This is a genomic window from Streptomyces sp. Z26, assembly GCF_003665095.1.
GTDB lineage: Bacteria > Actinomycetota > Actinomycetes > Streptomycetales > Streptomycetaceae > Streptomyces > Streptomyces phytohabitans.
In genome coordinates this window covers 3,951,527-3,969,665 of the sequence record NZ_RCHV01000002.1, presented here as the reverse complement: position 1 = coordinate 3,969,665, position 18,139 = coordinate 3,951,527, and the positions used below count along the sequence as shown (strand labels likewise).

The 18,139-nt window shown below is 73.8% G+C and carries 15 protein-coding genes; 4 read left to right on the top strand and 11 right to left on the bottom strand.

Annotation, left to right across the window (positions count from 1 at the left end):
* Window positions 1-2: 2 nt before the first annotated feature.
* From D7M15_RS17600 to D7M15_RS17580, 5 genes are all read right to left on the bottom strand, one after another.
* Window positions 3-1,367, bottom strand: a complete 1,365-nt coding sequence (locus D7M15_RS17600; protein ID WP_121520941.1) for a geranylgeranyl reductase family protein — start codon at window positions 1,365-1,367, stop codon at window positions 3-5.
* A 175-nt stretch (window positions 1,368-1,542) separates the two neighbouring features.
* On the bottom strand, window positions 1,543-2,241 hold the full coding sequence (locus D7M15_RS17595) for a demethylmenaquinone methyltransferase (RefSeq protein WP_121520939.1): 699 nt from the start codon (window positions 2,239-2,241) through the stop codon (window positions 1,543-1,545).
* A gap of 102 nt (window positions 2,242-2,343) precedes the next feature.
* Window positions 2,344-3,540, bottom strand: coding sequence for a cyclic dehypoxanthinyl futalosine synthase (gene mqnC, locus D7M15_RS17590; RefSeq protein ID WP_121518389.1), 1,197 nt, complete (start codon window positions 3,538-3,540; stop codon window positions 2,344-2,346).
* Between the two features lie 54 nt (window positions 3,541-3,594).
* On the bottom strand, window positions 3,595-5,556 hold the full coding sequence (locus D7M15_RS17585; RefSeq protein ID WP_121518388.1) for a serine/threonine-protein kinase: 1,962 nt from the start codon (window positions 5,554-5,556) through the stop codon (window positions 3,595-3,597).
* A 114-nt stretch (window positions 5,557-5,670) separates the two neighbouring features.
* A complete protein-coding gene (locus D7M15_RS17580; protein ID WP_121518387.1) occupies window positions 5,671-6,525 on the bottom strand; it encodes a menaquinone biosynthesis protein in 855 nt (284 codons plus the stop codon).
* A gap of 286 nt (window positions 6,526-6,811) precedes the next feature.
* Here D7M15_RS17580 and D7M15_RS17575 point away from each other — a divergent pair, with 286 nt between their 5' ends.
* Both D7M15_RS17575 and D7M15_RS17570 read left to right on the top strand, forming a co-directional pair.
* Window positions 6,812-7,015, top strand: a complete 204-nt coding sequence (locus tag D7M15_RS17575; RefSeq protein ID WP_031008279.1) for a cold-shock protein — start codon at window positions 6,812-6,814, stop codon at window positions 7,013-7,015.
* 443 nt (window positions 7,016-7,458) lie between these two features.
* Window positions 7,459-8,334 carry a TauD/TfdA family dioxygenase gene (locus D7M15_RS17570; protein ID WP_121520937.1) on the top strand — a complete coding sequence of 292 codons (876 nt, stop codon included), beginning with the start codon at window positions 7,459-7,461 and terminating at the stop codon, window positions 8,332-8,334.
* Between the two features lie 62 nt (window positions 8,335-8,396).
* Here the strand turns inward: D7M15_RS17570 and D7M15_RS17565 are convergent, their stop codons facing one another.
* Window positions 8,397-10,403 carry an AMP-dependent synthetase/ligase gene (locus tag D7M15_RS17565; RefSeq protein ID WP_121518386.1) on the bottom strand — a complete coding sequence of 669 codons (2,007 nt, stop codon included), beginning with the start codon at window positions 10,401-10,403 and terminating at the stop codon, window positions 8,397-8,399.
* A 96-nt stretch (window positions 10,404-10,499) separates the two neighbouring features.
* Window positions 10,500-11,837 (bottom strand): acetyl-CoA C-acetyltransferase, encoded by a 1,338-nt coding sequence (locus tag D7M15_RS17560; RefSeq protein ID WP_121518385.1) that lies wholly within the window; start codon window positions 11,835-11,837, stop codon window positions 10,500-10,502.
* Window positions 11,838-11,909: 72 nt separating this feature from the next.
* Between D7M15_RS17560 and D7M15_RS17555 the strand changes: the two genes are divergently transcribed.
* A complete protein-coding gene (locus tag D7M15_RS17555; protein WP_121518384.1) occupies window positions 11,910-13,628 on the top strand; it encodes a 3-oxoacyl-ACP reductase in 1,719 nt (572 codons plus the stop codon).
* Between the two features lie 2 nt (window positions 13,629-13,630).
* Entirely contained in the window at window positions 13,631-14,593 is a 963-nt protein-coding gene (locus D7M15_RS17550) for a MaoC/PaaZ C-terminal domain-containing protein (RefSeq protein WP_121520935.1), read from the top strand.
* Here D7M15_RS17550 and D7M15_RS17545 read toward each other — a convergent pair.
* The 4 genes from D7M15_RS17545 to D7M15_RS17530 all read right to left on the bottom strand — a co-directional run bounded on the left by D7M15_RS17545 (window position 14,562) and on the right by D7M15_RS17530 (window position 17,972).
* Window positions 14,562-15,170 (bottom strand): TetR/AcrR family transcriptional regulator, encoded by a 609-nt coding sequence (locus tag D7M15_RS17545; protein ID WP_121520933.1) that lies wholly within the window; start codon window positions 15,168-15,170, stop codon window positions 14,562-14,564. The genes D7M15_RS17550 and D7M15_RS17545 overlap by 32 nt on opposite strands.
* 249 nt (window positions 15,171-15,419) lie before the next feature.
* The gene (locus D7M15_RS17540; RefSeq protein ID WP_121518383.1) at window positions 15,420-16,187 is read right to left on the bottom strand and encodes an alpha/beta hydrolase; all 768 of its coding nucleotides are present in this window, start codon (window positions 16,185-16,187) and stop codon (window positions 15,420-15,422) included.
* Window positions 16,188-16,416: 229 nt separating this feature from the next.
* The gene (locus D7M15_RS17535; RefSeq protein ID WP_206337380.1) at window positions 16,417-16,938 is read right to left on the bottom strand and encodes a TetR/AcrR family transcriptional regulator; all 522 of its coding nucleotides are present in this window, start codon (window positions 16,936-16,938) and stop codon (window positions 16,417-16,419) included.
* 113 nt (window positions 16,939-17,051) lie between these two features.
* The gene (locus tag D7M15_RS17530; protein ID WP_121518382.1) at window positions 17,052-17,972 is read right to left on the bottom strand and encodes an aminoglycoside phosphotransferase family protein; all 921 of its coding nucleotides are present in this window, start codon (window positions 17,970-17,972) and stop codon (window positions 17,052-17,054) included.
* Window positions 17,973-18,139 lie beyond the last annotated feature (167 nt).

The following is an 18,139-nucleotide window of genomic DNA, read 5'->3' as shown; positions in this document are numbered from 1 at the left end:
CGTCACGCCCTCGGGGCCACCTTCGAGAGGCCGTTGATGATGCGGTCCATGCTGTCGCCGCCCGTGGGGTCGGTGAGATTGGCGAGCATCTTCAGGGTGAAGCGCATCAGCATCGGGTGGCTGAGGCCGCGTTCCGTCGCGAGCTTCATCACCTGCGGGTTGCCGATGAGCTTCACGAAGGCGCGGCCCAGCGTGTAGTAGCCGCCGTAGGTGTCCTTGAGGGCCTTCGGGTAGCCGCGCAGGGCCAGTTCGCGCTGTGCGGGCGTCCGGCGGCCCTGGGCCTGCGTGATGACCTCGGCGGCCATCTGGCCGGACTCCATGGCGTACGCGATGCCCTCGCCGTTGAACGGGTTGACCAGCCCGCCCGCGTCACCGACCAGCACCAGGCCCCGGGTGTAGTGCGGCTGGCGGTTGAACGCCATGGGGAGGGCGGCGCCGCGGATCGGCCCCTGCTGGTTGTCGGGGGTGTAGCCCCACTCCTCCGGCATCGACGCGCACCACGCCTTGAGGACCTCCCGCCAGTCCAGCTCCTGGAAGGACGAGGAGGTGTTGAGCACGCCCAGGCCGACGTTGGAGGTGCCGTCGCCCATGCCGAAGACCCAGCCGTAGCCGGGCAGCAGCCGGTCCTCGGCGCCGCGCCGATCCCACAGCTCCAGCCAGGACTCCAGGTAGTCGTCGTCGTGCCGGGGCGAGGTGAAGTACGTACGGACGGCGACGCCCATCGGGCGGTCCTCACGCCGGTGCAGGCCCATCTTCAGCGACAGGCGGGTGGAGTTGCCGTCGGCGGCGACCACCAGCGGGGCCCGGAAGGTGACGGCCGTCTTGTCCTTGGACGCGGTGCCCGGCTCGCCGAGCTTCGCCTCGACGCCGATGATGCGGCCCGTACGCTCGTCCAGCACCGGGTCGCCCACGTTGCACCGCTCGTAGAGGCGGGCGCCCGCCTTCTCGGCCTGGCGGGCCAGCTGCTCGTCGAAGTCGTCGCGCTTGCGCACGAGTCCGTAGTCCGGGTAGCTGGCCAGCTCCGGCCAGTCGAGCTGGAGGCGCTGGCCGCCGCCGATGATGCGGAGGCCCTTGTTGCGCAGCCAGCCCGCCTCCTCGGAGATGTCGATGCCCATGGCGATCAGCTGCTTGGTGGCGCGCGGCGTGAGTCCGTCGCCGCAGACCTTCTCGCGCGGGAAGGACGTCTTCTCCAGCAGCAGGACGTCCAGTCCGGCGCGGGCGAGGTGGTAGGCGGTCGTGGAACCGGCCGGTCCCGCGCCGACGACGATCACGTCGGCGCGCTGCTCGGACGGCACCTTGGACAGGGGCTCGGTCACGTCGGTCTCCCGGAGACTGGGTGGCGGTGCCGGCCGGCCCTTCCCCCGGATCTTCGACGGGGAGACCCCAATGGCCCGTGCACTGGACACGCACAGTCTATGAGGGCCCGTACGGGGACCGGCGTCGCGGGGCGGCACGGCGCCCGTCTCCGGACGACCCAGGCGGGGCGGCGTTCGGGTACGGGGCGGGGTGCGGGGGCTGGGCAGCGGCCCGTACGGTGCGGCGTCAGGCCGCCGGGCGCGTGCCGCGGTGCAGGGCGACGATCCCGCCCGACAGGTTCCGCCAGGCCACCCTGCCCCAGCCCGCCTGCTGGAGCCTGCGGGCGAGCGCGGGCTGGTCGGGCCAGGCGCGGATGGACTCCGCGAGGTAGGTGTACGCGTCGGGGCTGCTGGAGACGCGGTCCGCGACCGGCGGCAGGGCCCGCATCAGGTACTCGGTGTAGACGGTGCGGAACGGCGCCCACGTCGGGTGGCTGAACTCGCAGATGACGACGCGCCCGCCCGGCGCCGTCACCCGCAGCATCTCCGCGAGGGCGGCGTCGGTGTCCTGCACGTTGCGCAGCCCGAAGCTGATCGTCACGGCGTCGAACACGCCGTCGCGGAACGGCAGTCGGGTCGCGTCCCCGGCCGTCAGCGGCAGCCACGGGTGCCGCCGCTTGCCCGCCGCGAGCATGCCGAGGGAGAAGTCGCACGGCACGGTGTACGCGCCCGCGTCGACGAACGGCAGCGACGACGTCGCCGTACCGGCCGCCAGGTCGAGCACCCGCTCCCCCGGTCGGGCCTCGACGGCGCGGGCGACCGCCCGGCGCCAGAGGCGTGCCTGCCCGAGGGAGAGCACGTCGTTGGTGAGGTCGTAGCGCTCGGCGACGTCGTCGAACATCGCGGCGACTTCTTGCGGCTGCTTGTCCAGGGATGCGCGGGTCACGCGCCCCATTGTTCACCTCCCGCGCGCGCGACACGCAGCCGCCCCGTGCCGTACGGGCGGCGCGGGGCGGGGTGCGTGGCAGCTGAGGGGACGCGGTCGGTGTCAGTCCGCGTCGACGAGCTTCAGCTCCGGGTGCGCGGTGCCGCCCTCGATCGCCGTGGACGAGAAGTGCGAGACGACCTTGTCGTCCACCGGGTCGTTCGCCGGGTCGTCGTGCACGACCAGGTGCTCGTACGTGGTCGCGCGCTGCGCCGGTACGCGTCCCGCCTTGCGGATGAGGTCGATCAGCTCCATGCGGTTGGAGCGGTGCTTGGCGCCCGCCGACGAGACGACGTTCTCCTCCAGCATCACCGAGCCGAGGTCGTCCGCGCCGTAGTGCAGCGACAGCTGGCCGACCTCCTTGCCGGTGGTCAGCCAGGAGCCCTGGATGTGGGCGACGTTGTCGAAGAAGATGCGGGCGATGGCGATCAGCCGCAGGTACTCGAAGAGGGTCGTCTGCGTACGGCCCTTCAGCGTGTTGTTCTCCGGCTGGTAGGTGTACGGGATGAAGGCGCGGAAGCCGCCCGTACGGTCCTGCACGTCGCGGATCATGCGCAGGTGCTCGATGCGCTCGGCGTTGGTCTCGCCGGTGCCCATCAGCATGGTGGACGTGGACTCGACGCCGAGGCCGTGCGCCGTCTCCATGATCTCCAGCCAGCGTTCGCCGGACTCCTTGAGCGGGGCGATGGCGTTCCGGGGGCGGGCCGGGAGCAGTTCGGCGCCCGCGCCCGCGAACGAGTCCAGCCCGGCGGCGTGGATGCGGCGGATCGCTTCTTCGGGCGTCACACCGGAGATCCGCGCCATGTGCTCGACCTCGGACGCGCCCAGCGAGTGGATCACCAGCTGCGGGTACGCCTGCTTGATCGCGGCGAAGTGCTCCTCGTAGTACTCGACGCCGAAGTCCGGGTGGTGCCCGCCCTGGAACATGATCTGGGTGCCGCCCAGCTCCACCGTCTCGGCGCACCGCCGCAGGATGTCGTCCAGGTCGCGGACCCACACCTTGTCGCTCTTGGGCGCGGCGTAGAACGCGCAGAACTTGCAGGCGGTGACACAGGAGTTGGTGTAGTTGATGTTCCGCTCGATGATGTACGTCGCGATGTGCTCCGTACCCGCGTACCGCCTGCGCCGCACCGCGTCGGCGGCGCTGCCCAGCGCGTGCAGCGGCGCGGAGCGGTAGAGGTCGAGCGCCTCTTCGGGTGTGACGCGGCCACCCTGGGCGGCGCGGTCGAGTACGGACTGGAGGTCGGCGTTCTCGGGCACCGATGCGTCCCTTCGTGGTGGCGGTGAGGACCGGGCCAGCGTACGCCAGGCCGATCAGCCGATCTTGCGCAGTGTCCCCGCGGAGTTCCCGCTCTCCTCGTCGTGCGACTCGTAACGGAGAGTGCCGTTCTTCCGGAGCGTGAACTCCTCGTCCGCGCCGCCCTCGGCGCACTGCGGCGCGGAGGCGGCGCCGTCGTCGTCGCCCCCGTCGTCGTCCTCCCCGGGGGCGGCGTCCACGCGCAGCCGGTCGGGCGCGGTCCCGGCGAGCGTCCAGGTCGTGGGGCAGGCCAGGCCCGCCAGCTCGAAGCTGCCGGTGGCGACGGGGTCGCCCGCCGCGCCCTCCCGGATGGTGACGGTGAGCGTGCCGCCGGGCAGCCCGCTGTCCGTCGTCACCGCGCCGCGCCAGCGGCCGACGAACGCGGCGGGTACGGGGCCGCTGCCGGTCGGCGTGGGCTCCCGGTCCGGGGTCGCGGTGTCGTCCGTCTCGCCGCCGCTGGTCCCGCCGTCGGTGGGCGCGCCCGGCGAGGGTTCGTCGGTGGCGGAGGGGTTCTCGGCGCCGGAGGACTTGTCGTTGTGCGTGCCCCCGCCGCCGTACGGCAGCAGGTCGAACACGAAGGTGCTGGTGAGCAGCGCGACGGCCAGGGCACCGGCGACGGACAGGACGAGCGTGCAGCTCAACTGCCGTCCGCGCGGGCCCCCTTCGGTGGCGGACGCGGTGGTGTGCGCCGCGGCGTCGGCGGACACGGAGAACCGGCCGCGCCGGGGCGGCGGCGCGGCCGGCGCGTCCGGTACGGCGGGCGGCCGGGCCGGTACGGGCGGTACGGGCGCGGGCGTGCCGTGCGGGGGCGAGGTGGGCGGCGGCGAGGTGGGCGGGGGCGACGGGGCGGTCGGCCACGCCCCGGCGGCGGCGCGCGCGGCGGCGTCCCCGGAACCCGCGCCGGCACCGTCCCCCGCCTCGGCGGGGGCGCGCGAGCCCCGCGTGAAGGGGACCAGCCCGGAGGGCGCCTCCCGTTGCTCCTCCGGTTCCAGGTCCAGCAGCGCGACGGCGCTCCGGCTGACCTCCTCGACCAGCGGGCCGGGCAGCCAGCCGGACCGGATCAGCCCGCTCGCGCCGCCACCGCCACCCGTACCACCGCCGGAGCCGCCGCCCGTACGGTCGCCGCCACCCGCGCCCGTACCGCCCGCGCCCGTACCGCCCGCCAGGCGCCCCGCCACGGCCGCCGGGTCGGGTCGGTCCGCCGCCCGTTTCGCGAGGCACTCCTCGACCAGGGCGCGCAACCCGCCGTCCAGGGCGCCCAGTTCCGGTTCCTCGTGCACGACCTTGTAGAGCAGCGCCGCCGAGCTGTCGCCGGGGAACGGGGCGCCGCCCGTCGCCGCGTACGCCAGCACCGCGCCCATGGAGAACACGTCCGACGCGGGCCCGACCCCGCCCCCGCCGAGCACCTGCTCGGGCGACATGTAGCCGGGCGAGCCGATCGAGACGCCCGTCGAGGTGAGGGCCGAAGTGCCGTCGGTGGCGCGGGAGATGCCGAAGTCGATGAGCCGGGGACCGTCCAGCGTGAGCAGCACGTTCGACGGCTTGACGTCCCGGTGCACGAGACCCAGCCCGTGCACCGCCGCCAGCGCCTCCGCGAGCCCGCCGCCCAGCGCCCGTACGGTCGCCTCCGGCAGCGGGCCGTGGTCCGCGACCGCCTGCTGGAGGGTGGGGCCCGCGACGTACGCGGTGGCGACCCACGGCACCCGCGCGTCCGGGTCGGCGGCCAGCACGGGCGCGGTCCAGGCGAGCCCGCCGCCCGGCGGCGCCGCGCCGACCCTGCGGGCGGCGTCGACCTCGCGCCGGAAGCGCTCGCGGAACTCCCCGTCCTCGGCGAAGCGCGGATGCACGGCCTTCACGGCGACCGTACGGCCGCCGGGGCTGCGGCCCAGGTACACGCGTCCCATGCCGCCCGCGCCGAGCCGCCGCAGCAGCCGGTACTCACCGATCGTCCGCGGATCGTCGGCGTCGAGCGGCTGCATCGTGAGCGACCTCCCCCTGGCCCCATGGCGTGCCGCACCAGCTTAGAACGCCGTCGGGCTCGGCCGTACGGGAAAGCGGGGACGCGCGGGGACGCCGCCGTACCGTCGCGGGTGTCAGGGGGTGTCCAGCAGCTCCACCCGTACGTCGGCCGGGTAGCCCAGGTCGGGGCCCGTACGGCGGGCGAACTCGCGGATACCGGCGAGCTGTTCGGCGCCCAGCCGGAAGTCGAGGGTCGTGAAGTAGCGTTCCAGCACGTTCGCCTCGAAGGGCTCCCAGCGCGACGCCTGCTCCGCGACCTTCGCGACCTCCTCCAGCGACAGATCGCGGGAGGTGAGGAACGCCTGGTGCACGGCCCGTACGATCTCCGGCTCGCGCTCCAGGTAGTCGCGGCGCACGGCCCACACGGCGAAGACGAACGGCAGGCCCGTCCAGTCCTTCCACAGCTGGCCGAGGTCGTGCACGTCCAGGCCCGGTTCGGGCAGGGCCCGCAGGTAGGAGCGGAGGCCGACGTCACCGATCACCACGGCGCCCTCGGCCTCGGCCATCATGCGCGTGAGGTCGGGCGGGCAGGTGTAGTAGTCCGGGCGGGCGCCGTGCAGTTCCGCGAGGAGCAGCTGCGCGAGGCGTACGGAGGTGCGCGAGGTGGAGCCGAGCGCGACGCGCGCGCCGTCCAGCCGTTCCAGCGGGCCGCGGGAAACGATCTCGCAGGACATGACGGGGCCGTCGCAGCCGACCGCGATATCGGGGAGGGCCACGAGATCGTCCGTATTGAGCAGGAATTCGACCAGCGAAACGGGCCCGATATCGAGATCTCCGTTCACCAGCAGTTCACCGAGCCGGTCGGGAGTGTCCTTCGTCAGCTCCAGATCGAGCAGGGTGCCGGTGCGTGCGAGACCCCAATAGAGGGGCAGGCAGTTGAGGAACTCGATGTGTCCTACGCGCGGTCGGATTCTCGGCTGTGCTGTCACACTCCGGAGCGTACGCCCGGCGGGGCACCGTACGGCGGACGGGTCCCCACGGGCCCTCACGGACCCCTCCTGGCCAGGGACGGGGCGGGTACGGGGAGGTGTTCGCCACCGACAGATCTTCAGCACTTCCGCGCCACAGCTTCACCGTGCTAGGCTCGCCGCAAGTTGCAGTTTGGTTTCCCTTGCAGTACAGAGCCTGCGGAGCATGTGACCGCGGGCTCTCGTCATTTTCAGACTTCTTGCAGGATCTGGAGCAGGGCGACCCTTATAGGCCCAGGGAGGGCTTATGGCTACCGGAACCGTCAAGTGGTTCAACGCTGAAAAGGGCTTCGGCTTCATCGCCCAGGACGGCGGCGGTCCCGATGTGTTCGTCCACTACTCCGCGATCAACGCCACCGGCTTCCGCTCCCTCGAGGAGAACCAGCAGGTGAACTTTGACGTGACCCAGGGCCCGAAGGGCCCGCAGGCGGAGAACGTCACTCCCGTCTGATCACCTCACTGTGTGAGCACCACCAAGGAGCCCCCGCCCCGGCGGGGGCTCCTGCCGTTGTGCCCGGCACCCGCCAACTCCCGTACGGGGACCGCCCGTACGGTCGGCACATGCCACGGGCACGGTGAGCAATCACACCAACCACCCCGCGTACCCCACCATTGACAGCGCACACGGCCGATCCCCAGAATGTTCGCATGATCATGCAGCACTCGTCATATGCGGCCAGCACCCTCGGTGTCCCGGTCCGTTACGGGTGTGAGCGGTCCGGTCTCTAGCTGCGGCACGTCAGCGCCTTCATCCGCTTCGACGTCTTCATCCACCACTGCCGCCAGGAGAGCTCCGTGTCCCTGACCGACCCGCGTCCCGTGACGTCCCGCGCCGACACCGCTTCCCCCACCCCCGCGCCCCGGCTGCGTCCCGCCCCCATCCCGGGCGGCGGCATCTACGAGGGCCGTCGCACCCTGCGCCGCGTTCCCGAGGACTGGCAGGACCGCCCGTACGAACTCTTCCAACTGACGCCGCAGGGCCGGGTGATCGGCGCCGAGATCAGCGGCGTCGACCTCTCCCGGCCGCTGGGCCCGGCGCTGCGCGAGGAGTTGAACCGCGCGCTGCTGGAGTGGAAGGTGCTGTTCTTCCGCGCCCAGCACCTGACCCCCGAGCAGCAGCGCGACTTCGCCCTCCACTGGGGCGAGTTGGAGACCAACCCGCTGCTGGCCCGCGGCTCCTCCGACGACGTCGTCCGCTTCGACAAGGGCGGCAGCGCCACCCCCACGTACGAGAACGTCTGGCACGCCGACGTCACCTTCCGTGAACGTCCCGCGCTGGGCGCCGTGTTGCAGCTGCGCGAGGTGCCGCCGGTCGGCGGGGACACCATGTGGGCCGACATGGCCTGCGCGTACGACAACCTGTCGGACTCCGTGAAGGCGCGGATCGACGGCGCCACCGCGGTGCACGACTTCATCCCCGGCTTCGTCCGCTTCTACGGGCCGGACCGACTGGTGCCGCTCCAGGACGAGTTCCCGCCCGTGGAGCACCCGGTGGTGCGCACCCACCCGGAGACGGGCCGCAAGCTGCTGTTCGTCAACACCTCGTTCACCACGCACATCACGGGCATGCCGCGGGCGGAGAGCGACGCGCTGCTGCGCGAACTGGTGCAGCAGGCGCACGTACCCGAGTACCAGGTGCGGTTCCGCTGGCAGCCCGGCGACATCGCGTTCTGGGACAACCGCGCCACGCAGCACTACGCGGTGGACGACTACGCGCCGCAGCGCCGCGTCGCCGAACGCGTCGCCATCGCGGGCGACCGGCCCTTCTAGGCGGTGTCCGGGCGGACGGTCGCACGACCGTCCGCCCGGCTCCGGACTCCCGACTCCCGTCGTCAGCCGTAGAGTTCGTCGATCTCCGCGGCGAAGTCCCGTACGATCGCCGCCCGTCGCAGCTTCATCGACGGCGTGAGGTGCCCGCCCTCCTCGGTGAAGTCCGTCGGCAGCACCGCGAAGCGCCGGATCGACTCGGCGCGGGACACCAGCTGGTTGGTGTCGTCCACGGCTCCTTGCAGTTCGCGCAACAGGTCCTCGTCCGCCGTGAGTTCGGCCGCCGACAGCGCCTCCTTGCCGTGCGTCCGCCGCCAGTGCGCGATCCCGTCCGGCTCCAGGGTGACCAGCGCGGCGGCGTACGGCCTGTCGTCGCCCACGACCAGGCACTGCTGGACGAGCGGGTGCGCGCGCAGCCGGTCCTCCAGGGGCGCGGGCGCGATGTTCTTGCCGCCGGAGGTGATGATCAGGTCCTTCTTGCGTCCGGTGATGACGAGGTAGCCGTCGTCGTCGAGCCGCCCGACGTCGCCCGTCGCGAACCAGCCGTCGTCGGACACGTCCGGGACGGCGGCGCGCCGTTCCGCGTCCCAGTACCCGCGGAACACCTGGTCGCCCTTGAGCAGCACCTCGCCGTCGTCCGCGATCCGCACGGCCGTGCCCGGCAGCGGCCAGCCGACCGTGCCCAGCCGGGGCCGGAGCGGGGGTGTCACGGTGTGCGCGGCGGTGGTCTCCGTCAGCCCGTAGCCCTCGTACACCTCGACGCCCGCGCCCGTGTAGAACGCCCCGAGGCGCCTGCCCAGCGGTGAGCCGCCGCAGATGACGTACCGGACGTGGCCGCCGAGCGCCGCCCTGATCCGCCGGTAGACCAGCGGGTCGTACAGCGCCCGCGCCGCCCGCAGCCCCAGGCCGGGGCCCGGCCCGTGGCCGTTCCGCGCGTCGATCGCGGCCTCCCCCCACCGGACGGCGATCGCCGCCGCGCGGTCGAACGACGAGGCGCGGCGCATCTTCTCGGCGGTGGCGCGGCCGGTGTTGTAGACCTTCTCCAGGACGTACGGGATGGCCAGCAGGAACGTGGGCCGGAAGCCCGCCAGGTCCGCCAGCAGGTCGTCCGTACGGATGCTGGGCGCGTGCCCGAGCCGTACGCGGGCGCGCACGCAGCCGACCGCGACCATCCGCCCGAACACGTGGGCCAGCGGCAGGAACAGCAGCGTCGAGGCCGGTTCGGTGCTGACGGACCGGAAGACGGGGTGGAGCAGTTCGGTGTTGTTGTCCACCTCGGCGAAGAAGTTGGCGTGGGTGAGCACGCAGCCCTTGGGGCGGCCGGTGGTGCCGGAGGTGTAGATCAGCGTGGCGATGGTGTCGGGGGTGAGCAGGGCCCGGCGTTCCTCGACGGCCTCGTCCGACACGGCCGCGCGCGGCTCCCCCTCCCCGCCTTCGTCCCCGGAGGCGCCCCGGCCGTCGCCCCGGCCCGCCGCCACCAGCTGCGACAGGGCCCCGGCGTCGAACTGCCAGAGGTGTTCCAGGGTCGGCAGCCCGTCCCGTACGCCCGTCACGAGCCGCGCCAGCTCGACGTTCTCGACGGCGCACGCGGCCACGCCAGCGTCCTGGAGGATGTGGCGCGTCTGCTCGGCCGACGACGTGGGGTAGACGGGCACGGTGACCAGTCCGGCCGCCCAGCCGGCGAAGTCGAGGAGCGTCCACTCGTAGCTCGTACGGGCCATGATGGCCAGCCGGTCGCCGGGCCGCAGGCCGCACGCGATCAGCCCCTTGGCGGTGGCCCGCACCTCGTCCGCGAACGTCGCCGCCGTCACGTCCGTCCAGCTGCCGTCCGGCTGCCTGCGGCTGAGGACGACGTCGTCGGGGGCCTCGGCGGCGTTCCGGAACGGCACGTCCGCGAGGGAGCCGTGCTCCACGGGCGCGGCCAGCGGCGGTACGGACACCTCCCGTACGACGCCGTCGACCACGTGCCGCACCGGCTCCACGACGGCGGGGGCGGGAGCGGGGTTGCGGGGGCTCGCGGCTCCGTCGGGGGTCGGCGCGGGCGGGCGGGGGGCGGCGGTCTGCTCGGGCATGGTGGCTCCTTGAGGGTCGGAGGTTCCAGGTCCAGGTCCGGTGCGGGGTACGGGCGGGGCGCGCGGGGCGGAGCAGCGTGCCAACGCCCGGTGCGCCTACGCGCGTTCGAGGATCGCCGTCACCCCCTGCCCTCCGGCGGCGCACACGGAGATCAGCCCCAGCGCGCCCGGCCCGGCGCCCTCCCGCTCCGCGAGGAGCTTGGCGAGCGTCGCGACGATACGGGCGCCGGTGGCGGCGAAGGGGTGGCCGGTGGCCAGCGACGAACCGGCGACGTTGAGGCGGCCCCGGTCCACGGGCGCGAGGCCCTGCTTCTCCCAGGCGCTGAGCGTGGCGAGCACCTGGGAGGCGAACGCCTCGTGGATCTCGACCAGTTCGAAGTCCTCCATGCCGAGTCCGACGCGGCGGAGCATGCGCGGCACGGCGTACGCGGGCGCCATCAGCAGCCCCTCGCCCGCCTCCTCGGTGAAGTCGACGGCCCCCGTCTCGTACGCGGTGAGGTACGCGAGCGGCCGCAGCCCGCGCCGTTCCGCCCACTCCTCCGAGGCCAGCAGGACGGTGGCGGCGCCGTCGCTGAGCGGCGTGGAGTTCCCGGCGGTCATGGTGGGTTCGGCGGCACCGGCCGGTCCCTCGGCGGGGGCGCCCGGGTGGCCCTCGGCGTCGGGGAGGCCGAACACCGGCGGCAGCGCGGCGAGTTTCTGCGCGGTGGTGCCGGGGCGCAGGTTCTGGTCGCGGGCGAGACCGTTGAAGGGGACGACGAGGTCGTGCAGGAAGCCGCTGTCGTAGGCGGAGGCGAGGTTGCGGTGGCTGAGAGCGGCCAGTTCGTCCTGGGCCTGGCGCGTGATGCCCCACTCCCGTGCCGTACGGGCGGCGTGCTCGCCCATGGAACGGCCGGTGCGCGGCTCGGCGTTGCGCGGCACCTCCGGTACGAAGTGCTTGGGCCGCACGCGCGCCAGCTCCCGTACGCGCGCGGTGCCGCCCTCGGCGCGGCGGGCGGCGAGGAGGATGTGGCGCATGCGGTCGTTGAGGCCGATGGGCGGGTCGCTGGCGGTGTCGGCGCCGCCCGCGACGCCGGATTCGAGCTGCCCGAGCGCGATCTTGTTGGCGACGGCGATGACGGCCTGGAGGCTGGTGGCGCACGCCTGTTGGATGTCGTACGCGGGTGTGCGCGGGTCGAGGCCGGTGGAGAGGACGCTCTCGCGGGCGAGGTTGAAGTCCCGGCTGTGCTTGAGCACGGCGCCCGCGACGACCTCGCCGACGGCGCGTTCGCCGTGCAGGCCGTGGCGTTCGACGAGCCCGCCGAGCGCGGCGGTGAGCAGGTCCTGGTTCGAGCACGTGGCGTACGGCCCGTCCGCCCGCGCGAACGGGATCCGGCTGCCGCCCACGATCGCCACCCGGCGCGGGACCTGCGTGCGTATGAGGCCGCTGCTTCTCATCCTCGACCAAACTCCTGACCTGTGAGTAACCTTACTCAACGGTAAATTTACGCGAGCCCGAGGAGTTGGGGAATGGTCGACCGCTACCTTCGTTGGACCCGTACGGGCCCCGGCCGCTTCCTCACCCGCCGCCTCGGCCTGCCCGCACCGGCGCGGCTCCACCGCTGGTCCGCGGAACGGCCCACGCTGGAAGGCGGCCCGCTGCTGCACCTCACGGCCGGACGCAGCGCGTACGACACCGACGCGTTGGCGGCGGCGCTCGACGCGTGCGGGCTCGTGGTGCGTACGGGAACCGGCGGCGCGCGCCCGTCGTCCACCGACACCGCGACGCCCCGCGAATCCCCCGAGTCCCCCGTCTTCCCCGTCTCCCCCGAATCCTCGGCGACGTCCGCCGTACTCCTGGACGCCACGGGCATACGGACCATAGCGGAACTCGACGAGATCCACAGCGCCCTGCACCCGGTCCTCCGCGACCTCTCCAGCAACGGCCGCGTCGTCGTCCTCGGCTCCGTGCCCGACCCCGACGACCACCACCAAGCGGCGGCGCAGCAGGCATTGGAGGGCTTCGTACGGTCGCTCGGCAAGGAGCTGGGCAAGGGGCGTACGGCGCAGCTCGTACGGCTGCGGCCCGCGGCGGACGCGGAGGCTGAGCCGCCGACGGTGGTGGCGGAAGGGACGGACGGGACCGACGGGGTGGCAGAGGTGGAAGGGGCGACCGACGCCCGGCCCGCCCCCGCCCCCACCCCCGTCGCGGTCGGCGGCGGGGCGACGCGGACGGTGCGTACGGGCACGGTGCGGCTCGGCGTCGTCCCCGCCCTGGACGACCCGCCCGCGGGCCCCGTCGTCGCCCCCGTCACCGCCCTCCCCGCCCCCGTGGCGGAGCCCGCACGCGCCACGGGCGGCACCGACACCGCCGAGGCGCTGCGGTCGACGTTCCGCTTCCTCCTCTCGCCCCGTTCCGCGTACGTGAGCGGCCAGGTCATCACCCTCGACCCGGCGCTCCCCACGACGGGGGCCGGCGCCACCGGCACCGACCCGCACGTGCCCGCCGACCCGGCACACCCGCTGGCGGGCCGTACCGCCCTCGTCACCGGGGCGGCGCGCGGCATCGGCGCGACCGTCGCGCGCACGCTCGCGCGGGACGGCGCGCACGTCGTCCTGCTCGACGTGCCGCAGTCCGAACCGGAGTTGTCCGCGCTCGCCGAGAGCCTCGGCGGCCGGGCGCTGCCCCTCGACATCACCGCCCCCGACGCGGGCGACGCGATCGTCGCCGCGCTCCCCTGCGACCTCGACGTCCTCGTGCACAACGCGGGCATCACCCGTGACCGCCGCCTCGTCAACATGCCCGCCGACCGCTGGCGTCCCGTGCTGGACGTCAACCTCGCGAGCGTGCTGCGCACCACCGACCACCTGCTGGCGTCCGGTGCCGTACGCGCGGGCGGCCGTGTCGTCGCCACCGCCTCCATCGCGGGCATCGCCGGGAACACCGGTCAGACCAACTACGCGGCCAGCAAGGCGGGCGTCATCGGCATGGTCCGCTCGCTGGCGCCGCGCGCCGCCGCCGAGTACGGCGTCACCGTGAACGCCGTCGCCCCCGGCTTCATCGAGACCCGGATGACGGCCGCGATCCCCCTCGTCATCCGCGAGGCGGGCCGCCGTATGAACTCCCTCTCGCAGGGCGGTCTTCCGGAGGACGTCGCGGAGACCGTCGCCTGGTTCGCGGACCCCGGCTCGGGCGCCGTGAACGGGCAGGTCGTCCGCGTCTGCGGCCAGAGCCTCCTGGGGGCGTGACGATGCTCGCGACCACTCTCGCCAAGGGCGCCCTCGGCTCACTGCGCAAGCGCGGACCGTACGACGGCGCGCGCCTGCCCACCGATCCGCTGGTGCTGCGCGACGTACGCGTGGACCGCGCCCGCCTCGCGACGTACGCGGCCGTGTGCGGTTTCGCGCCCCCGGGCGCGGGCGCAGGCACGGGCGCGGGCACGGGCGCCGTACTGCCCGCCACGTACCCGCACGTCCTCGGATTCCCGCTGGCCATGCGGCTGTTGGCGGACCGCGCGTTCCCGTTCCCGCTGCTGGGCCTGGTGCACACGGGCATCGAGGTGACGCAGCACCGGGCGCTGCGGGCGGACGAGGGCCTGCCGGAGGTCCGCGTACGGGCGGAGGGGCTGGCGGCGCACCGCAGGGGCAGCAGCTTCGACGTGGTGACGGAGGTGCGGGCGGACGGTACGGAGGTGTGGCGGTCGCGCAGCACGTACCTGTACCGGCACGCGCGGGCGGCCGGAACGGAGGCGGAACCGGAGGCGGGTGCGGAGACGGGCGTGGAGGTGCCCGGCGGGCCGCTCCCCGTACGCGCCGAGTGGGCGCTGCCGGGCGACCTCGGACGCCGCTACGCGGCGGCCTCCGGCGACCGCAACCCGATCCACCTGCACCCGCTCACCGCCCGCCCGTTCGGCTTCCGCCGCGCCATCGCCCACGGCATGTGGCTGGCGGCCCGCTGCCTCGCCGCGACGGAAGCGGGGGCGCAAGCGGAACCGGGCGCGGGTACGGGGGCCGGCTTCACGGGCGCGGGGCGGCTGACCCTCTCCGCGGAGTTCCGTTCCCCCGTGCTGCTGCCCGCCACCGTCCACTACGGCGAGCGGAACGGCACGTTCGAGCTACGAGCCCGCCCACGCCCCGACGCCACCGACGCCGACGGGAGCAGCCGCGCACCGCGGCTGCACCTCACGGGGCGGGTGTCCAGCGGGAGCCCTTGAGCAGGTTCTCCATCCCGGCCCAGCAGAAGTTCATCAGGGTCGCCGCCGTCTCCCGCGCCGAAGGCGGTTCCTGGCGCGGGGCGTTGGCCCAGTCGGCCAGGGACTCGGCCGCACCCACCAGCGCGTGCGCCAGCCCGGACACCTCGCGTTCCGCGAGCGCGTCGTCGGCGCAACCCGCGTCGCGCGCGGCGACCCCGAGCAGCCCGGTCACCAGCTCCGCGATCTCGGCGCGCACCGCGGCGGCCTCCCGCGCGAACGACTCCCCCTCCGTACGGGCCTGTTGGTGCACCACCGCCCAGCCGTGCGGGTGGGCCGCGGTGTGCGCGAAGAAGGCGCACAGGCCGTTCCACAGCCGCCGGTCGGCGGGCAGCAGACCGTCAGCGTCCTCCGTACCCGCCCGTACGGCGGCGACCAGCGCGGCGGACTCCCGCCGGATGCAGGCGGTGAACAGGTCGTCCTTGGACTTCAGGTACTGGTAGACCAGCGGCTTGGAGACCCCCGCCGCCTCCGCTATGTCGTCCATCGACGCGGAGCGGTAGCCGTACCGCGCGAAGCCCTCCACCGCCGCGTCCAGCATCTGCTGCTCGCGGACAGCCCTGGGCACCCGCTTGCCCGCCTTCGTCCCCACGTCCGTGCTCCTCCGCCGACCCCCGAGCGCTGCCAGGGCCAGGCTACGCCGAAGCCCGGCCGCACCGACGTGCGTCGGGGTCCCGGGTCGGCCCGTACGGGGTCGGCGCGGGCCGGAGGTGCGGCGCGCGGGGCGGGAGACGGCGTACGCCGCCCGCGTGAGCCGTACGCCGACGGCGTCAGCCGTACGCCGCCCGCGTCAGCCGTCGAGCCGCGACCAGAACGCGGTCAGTGCGCGCGCCGCCGGGCGCGGGTCCTGGACGGGCCACCAGTGCCCGACCCCGGCCAGCTCCGCCACCTCGGCACCGGCCAGCGCGGCCGCGGCGCGGTGCTGCTCCGGCGTACCGGCGCTGGCCCCCTCGTCGCACGCCGCGACCAGCGCCAACCCCGGCCGCCGCCGCGCCAGTTCCAGGCGGCGGCCCGCGTCGGCCATCACGGGCTGGGCGGCCGACCTGAGCAGGGAGAGCACGGCCCGGCCCATGCCGTCGCCCATCCCGGCGGCGACGCCCTCGGCCGCGTGCCCGGTCATCCCGATCCCGTTGACCACGGCGAGCCGCTGCTCCAGGGTGCCGCCGTAGATCTCCCGTACCGACTCCTCCCCCTCTCCCTCCCGCTGCCACACCTGTGCGCGCGGGTGCCACACGTAGTCGGGCGCGAACAGGCCCATCGCGTCGGACGCCCAGCTGCGTACGAGATCCGGGCGCGCCATCACCGCCTGCGCCACATGCGCGCCGCCGAGGCTGTGCCCGACGAGGTCGACGGGCTCGCGGAACCGCCCGAGGCAGCGGACGAGCCACTCGCGGTAGCCGTCGACCGTCGCCTCGAAGCCGTCGGGAGCGGGCACGCCGAAGCCCGGCGGGGAGAGGGTGAACGCGTCGTCGCGGCCCAACTCCGCGAGCAGCGGCCCCCATACGGCGGCGGTACCGGGGTTGCCGTGGACGAGGACCAGGGGCGGGCGGTGCGGCATGGGGAAGCTCCTCACGAACTAACTTGCGTGCACGTATGCAAGTAACCATAGCGCCACGAGCCCCCGCACGCACCACCGTTTACTCCTGCTCCGGCCCGCTACGCCGCGGTCCCGCCCCCCGCCCGCCTCAGGCCCGCCTCAGGCCCGCCTCAGGCGCCGAACGCCGCGCGCACTGACCGCGCCGCCTCCCGTACGAGCACGTCGAGCCGACCGACCGGAGGCTCCGCGATCAGCTGGAGGCCGCTCCCCCGCAGCAACGCCAGGAGCAGTACGGCCGCCGCCTCCGCGTCCACGTCGGCCCGTACGGTCCCGTCCGCCACCCCCCGGCGCACCATCCCCGCCAACTCCCCCGGAAGTCGGCGTCCCGCCGCGCGAACAACGGCTCCAGCACGGGGTCCGCGGCGATCGCCTCACCCCACAACTGGAGGAACGCCCGCGCCTCCGGGGTCCGTCGGCCGATGTTGCGCAGGTACGCCTCGACCAGCCGCACCAGATGCCCCAGCCCGTCCCCCTCCCCCGCGGGCACCTCGAACCGCTGCGCCTCGTCGACCACGGCCTCCAACAGCCGCTCACGGCTGCCGAAGTGGTGGTACACGATCCCGCGGCTGTACCCGGCCGCCTCCCCCACCTGCGCGAGTGTCATCCCCCGGGACCCGGCCCGCGCGATGAGCCCGATCGCCGCACCGACCACCCGCCGCTCGGCCTCGGCCCGCCGCTGCTCCTGCGTACGTCGTGACGGACTACCGGCCACGTATCGCTCCCCTGCCTCCACCGAACGCGAACACCCAGGGTGACAGACACCCCGCCCCCACCGCCCACCACCGGAGCGACACCCCCGGTCCGCGCGTCAGCCCGCAACCCCGGTCATCCCGGTTGCCAGTGGCGCGGCGCGTCGTCGTCCCGCAGGGAGGCGATCCGGCGCGTGTACTCCTTCGCCACGTCGTCGCTCTCGCCCACGTTCTGCATCAGCCAGGTGGTCATCTGGAACTCCTGGATGCCGCGCAGCGTCCGGAAGCCGTCCCAGTCCCGCAGGTCCCGCCCGTACGCGTCCACGAACGCCCCGTACTGCTCGCCCGTCTGCCACCCCAGGCTGTGGTGCTCGGTCGCCGTCACCATCAGATCCCACTCGGGGTGGTCGAAGCCGAAGCCCTCGAAGTCGATCAGGATCACGCGGTCGTCGCGGTCCACCATGAGGTTCTGGACGTGCGCGTCACCGTGCACCGGGCCCTTCGGCGACGCGAAGCGCAACCCGCTCAGCCGTTCCCGCAGCTCCCGCGCCCGCTCGCGCAGGAACTCCCGGTCCTCCTCCGGTATCCCGGTCGCCTTCTCGATCCGCAGGTCCGTCCGCCCGAACACCGTGTACGGGGGCAGCTCCAGCCCCTCGGGAACGGTCAGGGCGTGCAGGTCACGCAGGATGCCGCCCAACTCCCCGTACGTCGCCTTCCGCTCGCCCTCCTCGATCAGGTGCCAGAAGGTGACCGGGCAACCGTCCACGACCACCGGTTGTTCAAGGTCATCGAGTACACGCGCGGCGGGGAAGCCCTCACCCTCCAGCCACCGCGACACCGCCACCTCGACCCGCACCGACGACAGGTAGTCGGCGGAACGCGCCACCCGGACGATCACGGGGTGAGCCGCCAGCCGGTACAGGGCGTTCTCCCCGAACCGGATCAGCTCCGCGCCCCGGCTGTCGAGCCCGGAGGCCCGGCACGCGCCGACCATGGCCCGCTCGGACACCACCGACGTGAACTCCACGCCCCCACCCTGCGCACCACCCGAAGGCATGCCGAACCAACTCCCCTGCCGTCACCGACGCGACCGCGTACCGGCGAGTCAGACGGCGGCACGCGGCGGACACCGCACCGACCGTACCCACGAATCACTACGGAATGGGCTCGGGCATGCGGCGGCTCCCCTGACCCGCGTCGCGAGGTCAGGGGAGCCGAGAGCCG

Bases quoted from the DNA above. Each gene is read 5' to 3' on its own strand.
- D7M15_RS17585 (WP_121518388.1), bottom strand. From the start codon at position 5,556: ATGCAGCCGCTCGACGCCGACGATCCGCGGACGATCGGTGAGTACCGG.
- D7M15_RS17575 (WP_031008279.1), top strand. From the start codon at position 6,812: ATGGCTACCGGAACCGTCAAGTGGTTCAACGCTGAAAAGGGCTTCGGC.
- D7M15_RS17565 (WP_121518386.1), bottom strand. From the start codon at position 10,403: ATGCCCGAGCAGACCGCCGCCCCCCGCCCGCCCGCGCCGACCCCCGAC.
- D7M15_RS17560 (WP_121518385.1), bottom strand. From the start codon at position 11,837: ATGAGAAGCAGCGGCCTCATACGCACGCAGGTCCCGCGCCGGGTGGCG.
- D7M15_RS17555 (WP_121518384.1), top strand. From the start codon at position 11,910: ATGGTCGACCGCTACCTTCGTTGGACCCGTACGGGCCCCGGCCGCTTC.
- D7M15_RS17550 (WP_121520935.1), top strand. From the start codon at position 13,631: ATGCTCGCGACCACTCTCGCCAAGGGCGCCCTCGGCTCACTGCGCAAG.
- D7M15_RS17545 (WP_121520933.1), bottom strand. From the start codon at position 15,170: ATGCTGGACGCGGCGGTGGAGGGCTTCGCGCGGTACGGCTACCGCTCC.
- D7M15_RS17540 (WP_121518383.1), bottom strand. From the start codon at position 16,187: ATGCCGCACCGCCCGCCCCTGGTCCTCGTCCACGGCAACCCCGGTACC.
- D7M15_RS17530 (WP_121518382.1), bottom strand. From the start codon at position 17,972: ATGCCTTCGGGTGGTGCGCAGGGTGGGGGCGTGGAGTTCACGTCGGTG.